General features: G+C 70.2%; 5 protein-coding genes. 3 read left to right on the plus strand and 2 right to left on the minus strand.

Annotation, left to right across the window (positions count from 1 at the left end; genetic code table 11):
* Positions 1-56: 56 nt before the first annotated feature.
* Positions 57-1,457: an alpha-2,8-polysialyltransferase family protein gene (locus JAO81_RS19630; RefSeq protein ID WP_199549176.1), complete on the minus strand. Its 1,401-nt coding sequence runs from the start codon at positions 1,455-1,457 to the stop codon at positions 57-59.
* On the minus strand, positions 1,457-2,434 hold the full coding sequence (locus JAO81_RS19635; RefSeq protein ID WP_199549177.1) for a glycosyltransferase family 2 protein: 978 nt from the start codon (positions 2,432-2,434) through the stop codon (positions 1,457-1,459). Before JAO81_RS19635 ends, JAO81_RS19630 begins: the two co-directional genes overlap by 1 nt.
* A 187-nt stretch (positions 2,435-2,621) precedes the next feature.
* Between JAO81_RS19635 and JAO81_RS19640 the strand changes: the two genes are divergently transcribed.
* From JAO81_RS19640 to JAO81_RS19650, 3 genes are all read left to right on the plus strand, one after another.
* Entirely contained in the window at positions 2,622-3,956 is a 1,335-nt protein-coding gene (locus JAO81_RS19640; RefSeq protein ID WP_199549178.1) for a DUF6716 putative glycosyltransferase, read from the plus strand.
* A gap of 104 nt (positions 3,957-4,060) precedes the next feature.
* Positions 4,061-5,350 carry an acylneuraminate cytidylyltransferase gene (locus JAO81_RS19645; protein ID WP_199549211.1) on the plus strand — a complete coding sequence of 430 codons (1,290 nt, stop codon included), beginning with the start codon at positions 4,061-4,063 and terminating at the stop codon, positions 5,348-5,350.
* A gap of 95 nt (positions 5,351-5,445) precedes the next feature.
* Positions 5,446-6,372 carry an N-acetylneuraminate synthase family protein gene (locus JAO81_RS19650; RefSeq protein WP_165332779.1) on the plus strand — a complete coding sequence of 309 codons (927 nt, stop codon included), beginning with the start codon at positions 5,446-5,448 and terminating at the stop codon, positions 6,370-6,372.
* Positions 6,373-6,441 lie beyond the last annotated feature (69 nt).

Raw genomic sequence — 6,441 nt, forward strand, 5'->3', positions numbered from 1 at the left:
GCCAACGGACGGAAGGGGCGGGGTCCTTGAGACCCCGCCCCTTCGCGTACGCCGGGCTACTTCGACATCGCCCGCCGCAGCCGCCTGGCCTGGCGCACCACCCGGCGCGCGGTGGGATTGCGGGAGAGCGAGCTCAGCTTGGACGGCAGACCGCCCGGCAGGCCGAGCGAGGTGAGCCGCTTGCGCTTGAAGTACTTCCAGGTCTCGTCGTCGAGGTGCCCGGCCAGATACGCCTCGGCGGCGGGCCGCAGCTGCGGGTAGATCTGCGGCTGCATCGCGAAACCGATCGCCGTCAGGAGCGCGGAAAGCTGCTCGGTGCCGAGCTTCTGCGCCTCGACCCCGGCCGCGTCCGTCGCCTCCGTCGCGTCCGCCATGTCCGCCACGTCCGCCACATCCGGAAGCAGGGCGTGCACGATGGACAGCGGGATGCGGTTGCTGTTCTGGAACGGGGCGAGCCGGTCGAGCAGCCGCTCGGTGCCCACCCGCGCGACCGGGATCCCGTACAGGGCGGTCGCGGTGAGCAGCGCGGTCGAGAAGCAGCCGACCACCAGGGCGGGCCGCATCCGCTGGTAGACCACTTCGGCGAGCACGGGGGTGTCAAGGACGGTCAGTTCGACGCCGAGCTTCTCCGCCTCGGCCTCGAGGAGCTGGACCTGCCGTTCGGGCGCGGAGGGGTGCGGCTTGAACACGATCCGCCGATGCCCCCGGTCGTACGCGCCCTTGACCATCTGGACGTGCAGCTTCTCCTCCTCCTCGGCGGAGAGGATCTTCAGCGCCGAGAGGTACTGGCCGAGCAGCAGGGCGGGATTCCCCGCTGGGAGGTCCAAGTCGCCCTGTGAGGAGCCCAGTTCGGTGAGGACCTTGTGGAAGGCCTCGGACGGGATGATCTCCGGCTCGACCTCGAACTCGCTCAGGAGCATCGGCTTGAGCCCGGCCACCAGATCCAGATGCAGCAGCCGCCGCACCCGGGTGCCGGTCAGCGGGTCCAGCTTGTTGCGCGTGGGGCCGTAGGACATCAGGCCGTCCGCGTACACATGGATGGGTGCGCCGTGGAAGATCTGGCAGAAGGCGAGCGCCGGGTTGACCTGGAGCGATTCGACGGCGAGCTCTATGCGGTCATCGCCCAGCCGCCACAGCATCCGGAAGTACCGCTCCCACAGGGGCACATCGTCCGGGCGCGGCGACCAGTCGCCGGGGTGGAAGGGCCGGATCGCCTCGTTGTACGAGACCACCGCGTCGAACCGCGTGCGCAGCAGCTCGAAGCCGGGCATCTCGTCGAGCGGTGTGGAGGTCTCGGGCGTCATCGTGTTGGTGAAGACGACGAGCACCCGCCGGTCCGCCGGTGCGAAGCAGTCCGCGTCGAGCGCCGCGGCCAGGGTCGCGGCCCCGTACAGCGTGGAGGCGCAGAACAGCTGCGTGGTTCTGAACTCCCGTACAGCCAACGGCTTCTGTGACATCAGGCTGCCTCCCCGGCGGACACCGGGCGCCTGCGCAGCCGGCGAAGTTGAGTGGACCGCTCGTGGTCCATGGAGTCGAGCACGTCGGTGAGCAGATCCTGAGGCATCCGCTTGAGCGCCGCGGCCGCGAGCGTCCGCAGCCGCTTCGCCACCTGGGGCTCGAACTTGTCGATGGTGCCCAGGTGATGGGCGATGATCGCGCAGTACGTACGGACGGCCTTGGGCAGAAACCTGTCGGCCTCGGGGTCCTCGGCGGTGTCCGCGAGGACACGGTCGAAGGAGCGGATGAAGTCCAGCTGGCGCACATCGCCGATCTGTGTCAGGGAGTTGGAGACCCCGCGCCGGTAGAACACCCCGAGCAGTCCGGTGACCGCGAAGGACTCGGCCTCGCGGTGCAGCTTCCAGATCCACGGCCGGTCCTCGGCGGTGCGCAGCCCGTCCATGAAGTGCAGGACGCCCTTGTCGAGCAGCCGGCGGTGGTAGATCCCCGCCCAGGCGTACGCGTAGTCGACGGAGGTCGAGCGGTGCGCGGGCAGGATGACCTCGCGCGAGGGCATCACGACGTCCCGCAGACCGTGCGGCACACGGTGGATGGTGCGGTTGCGGCCGGTGAACTGGACGTGGTCGGTCCGCACGAAGTCGCAGCCGAGCTGGTCCATGGCGTCGACAAGGCGGGCGAAGTAGCCGGGGGCCACCCAGTCGTCGCCGTCCAGGAAGGTCAGATACTCGCCGCGTGCCGCGTCGAGGCCCGTGTTGCGCGCGGTGGCCAGACCGCCGTTCTGTTCGTGCCGGATATGGACGACACCGGGGATCTCCTTGGCCGCACGCTCCAATAGCTCGGGTGTTCCATCTCGGGAGCAGTCGTCCACGAGAATGAATTCAAAATCGGAACGCGCGTTCGCAGACAGGCTTCTGAGGGTCTCTGGCGCGTATTGCTGGACGTTGTAGAACGGCACGATGACGGAGAACTTAACCACCCGGGGGACATTAGGTGTCCGGATCTCATGAGGCTTGGCCCGGACGGAAATGGGGGATGAACGAAGCGTGGCAATCATGTGAACCCGCCCTCGACCTGGGCTGATTCGCCATTCGGCGGCGCGCTGTTAACCCTCTGTTGTTTTTCGATTCGGCCCGAGTCCTGAATGACTTCCTAGCGTCTGTGACGTGCCAAGCAAGAAGCAGACGCAGCGAGTTGCCGTACTCGCCGATTCCGACACCCGCTGGAAATGGGGTGCCCTTACCGCTCAGCGCATCGTAGCGGCCGAGGGTTCCGCGAGTGGGGATGAAACGGACATTCGGCTCGACGGCTACCTGTTGCGCGGGCGTGCGACCCCCACCGCGCGTCAGCTGAGTGAAGTGGGCGTGCGGGCGGATGTCCTGCGCGAGGTCACGGGTGTCGAGTTCCTCGGGGAGATGGAGCGGGCGCGCGAGCGGTACGACGTGGTCGTCCTCGCCCTCGTCGGCGGCGCCGTCCAGGCGATGCTGCACGGGCTCGCGAACGTGTGGGCGGACCGGCCCGAGCGCCCTGTCGTCGTCACCGGTTACGTCGGTGTCGTCTACGAGAAGCTCGCCGACGGACTGCTCCTGCGGCACGGCGCCGATGTGGTGCTCGCCAACTCCCGCCAAGACGCGGAGCGTTTCCGTGCCGTGTACGAGGGAGTGGGCGCCGACGCCGGCGCGGTCACCGAGTGCGCGCTGCCGTTCCTGGGCGGGGCGCCCCGCACGGCGCCGAACGACCCGTACACGGTGTGCTTCGCCGCCCAGCCCTCCGTACCGGAGAGCCGTGCGGACCGTACGTACCTGCTGAAGCGGATGATCCGGCACGCGAAGCTCCACCCGGAGCGCGAGGTGCTGATCAAGCTCCGCTCCAAGCCGGGCGAGCACACCACGCACATCGAGGAACTCCCGTACCAGAAGCTGGCCAAGGGCCATGAGCTCCCGGCCAACTGCCGCCTCGTGTACGGGCATATGGGCGAGGTCCTCGACCGCACCGATCTGCTCGTGACCGTCAGCTCCACGGCCGCGCTCGAAGCGCTGCACCGGCGCATCCCCACCGCGGTCCTCACCGACCTCGGGGTGCGCGAGGCGCTCGGCAACCACCACTTCACCGGCTCCGGCTGCCTCGCCTCCTGGACCGAGCTCGACGAGGGGTACGTCCCCGTGCCCGACGAGCGGTGGCTCGCCCGGCAGGGAGTGGCCGCCGACGGCGCGTACGAGACGGCCTTCGACGAGGCCCGCGCCCGACTCGACGAGCTGGCGGCGAAGCCCGGACTGCCGCCGCTCGCCCCGTACTACACGCTCACCACCGCACCCGGCTATCTGCCCGGCATCCTCGCCCGCCACCACCTCGCGCCCGACGGCCGGCCGCTGCCGGGCGCGCAGGCCGCGGCCAAGGAGCCCGGACCCGTGCGCCAGATCGTGCGGCAGGCCGCGCGCGGCGCCTACCGGCACGGCGTCCAGCGCGTCGCGCCGGTGATCCGGCGGATGGGGGAGCTGTGACCGACTCCGTCGCCGTGACCGACTCCGTCGCCGTGACCACCTCCGTCGCCGTGACCACCTCCGCTGCCGTGACCAACTCCGTTGCTCCTGAAGGAGATCAGTCCATGACGACCAGCCCGGTACGCAGGGTGCTCGCCGTGATCCCCGCGCGCGGCGGATCCAAGGGCGTACCCGCGAAGAACCTCAGCCCCGTCGGCGGAGTGCCGCTCGTCGCCCGTGCCGTGCGCGAATGTCTGACCTCGCGCCATGTGACGGATGTGGTCGTCTCCACCGACGACGACGCCATCGCCGCCGCGGCCCGTGGCGCCGGCGCCGAGGTGGTGCTCCGTCCGGCCGCGATCGCCGGTGACACCGCGACCTCCGAGGCCGCCGTCCTGCACGCCCTGGACGCCCATGAGGCGCTGCACGGCGCGGCCGTGGACGTGGTGCTGCTCGTGCAGTGCACCAGCCCGTTCCTGGTCCGCGAGGACGTGGACAAGGTGGCCGCCGCGGTCATCGACGAGGGCGCCGACACCGCGCTGACGGTCGCGCCCTTCCACGGCTTCGTCTGGCGGGACGCGGGCGACGAACCGCCGGTGGCCGGTGAACAGCGGATGGCCGCACAAGGCGGCACCACCACGGTCGTCGCCCCGGCCACCACCTCCGGCGGCTACGGCGTCAACCACGACAAGTCCTTCCGGCCCCGCCGCCAGGACCGCCCCCAGGACCTCCTGGAGACCGGCGCGGTCTACGCGATGACCGTGCCCGGCTTCCGCGAGGCCGGCCACCGCTTCTTCGGCCGTACGGAGCTCGTGCGCACCGACCCCGCCCGGGTCCTGGAGATCGACGACCCGCACGATCTCGCCCGGGCCCGCGCGCTGGCCCCGCTCCTCGACGCCGAACGGACCGGCGCGCCGGCTGCCGATTCCCCCGCCCACCTCCCTACACGCCACGACGTGGACGCCATCGTCCTCGACTTCGACGGCACCCAGACCGACGACCGGGTGCTGATCGACGCGGAAGGAAAGGAGTTCGTCACCGTGCACCGCGGCGACGGACTCGGCATCGCGGCGCTGCGGAACAGCGGCCTGAAGATGCTGATCCTCTCCACGGAACAGAACCCGGTGGTCACCGCCCGCGCCCGGAAGCTCAAACTCCCCGTGCTGCACGGCATCGACCGCAAGGACCTCGCCCTCAAGCAGTGGTGCGAGGAACAGGGCGTCGCGCCCGAGCGCGTGCTCTACGTCGGCAACGACGTCAACGACCTCCCGTGCTTCGGCCTCGTCGGCTGGCCCGTGGCGGTCGCGAGCGCCCACGACGTCGTACGCGGCGCCGCGCGCGCCATCACCACCCAGGACGGGGGCGACGGCGCGATCCGGGAGATCGCGACGTGGATGCTCGGCCCCTCTCTCTGAACTCCGCTCCCGCCGAACTCTGCTCCCTCTGAACTCGGCTCCCGCTGAACCCTCTTCCCCCCAGCGTCACTTCCCCACGTAAGGAACCACCTGCCATGACCTCCACCTCCCGCCTGCGCACCCTCGGCAAGAAGACCGCGGGCCCCGGCCGCCCCGTCTATGTCACCGGCGAGATCGGCATCAACCACAACGGCGACCTCGAGAACGCCTTCGCGCTGATCGACGCGGCCGCCGACGCGGGCTGCGACGCGGTCAAGTTCCAAAAGCGCACCCCGGAGATCTGCACCCCGCGCGACCAGTGGGACATCGAGCGCGACACTCCCTGGGGCCGGATGACCTACATCGACTACCGCCACCGTGTGGAGTTCGACGAGACCGCCTACCGCGCGATCGACGAGCACTGCAAGAAGCGCGGCATCGACTGGTTCGCGTCCCCGTGGGACACCGAGGCCGTCGCCTTCCTGGAGAAGTTCGACCTGCCCGCCCACAAGGTGGCCTCCGCCTCGCTGACCGACGACGAGCTGCTGCGCGCCCTGCGGGCGACCGGCCGCACGATCATCCTCTCCACGGGCATGTCGACCCCGCGCCAGATCCGCCACGCGGTCGAGGTGCTCGGCTCCGACAACATCCTTCTGTGCCACGCCACTTCGACGTACCCGGCGAAGGCCGAGGAGCTCAACCTGCGCGTGATCAACACGCTGCAGGCCGAGTACCCGAACGTGCCGATCGGCTACTCCGGCCACGAGACCGGTCTGCAGACCACGCTCGCCGCCGTCGCCCTCGGCGCCACCTTCGTCGAGCGCCACATCACCCTCGACCGCGCCATGTGGGGCTCGGACCAGGCCGCGTCCGTCGAGCCGCAGGGCCTGACCCGGCTCGTGCGCGACATCCGCACCATCGAGGCCTCGCTCGGTGACGGCGTCAAGAAGGTGTACGAGTCGGAGCTCGGCCCGATGAAGAAGCTGCGCCGCGTCCAGGGCGTCGTCGCCGACGCCGGTGACCGCGAGCCGGTCGCGGTCTGACGGCCCCCTTCGAGGGTGACGTCATGACGTCCGCACACGGGCCCGCCGCCCCCGCTGCCTCGTCGGCGG

This window comes from Streptomyces sp. N35 (genome assembly GCF_016464295.1).
In the GTDB taxonomy this organism is placed as follows: Bacteria; Actinomycetota; Actinomycetes; order Streptomycetales; family Streptomycetaceae; genus Streptomyces.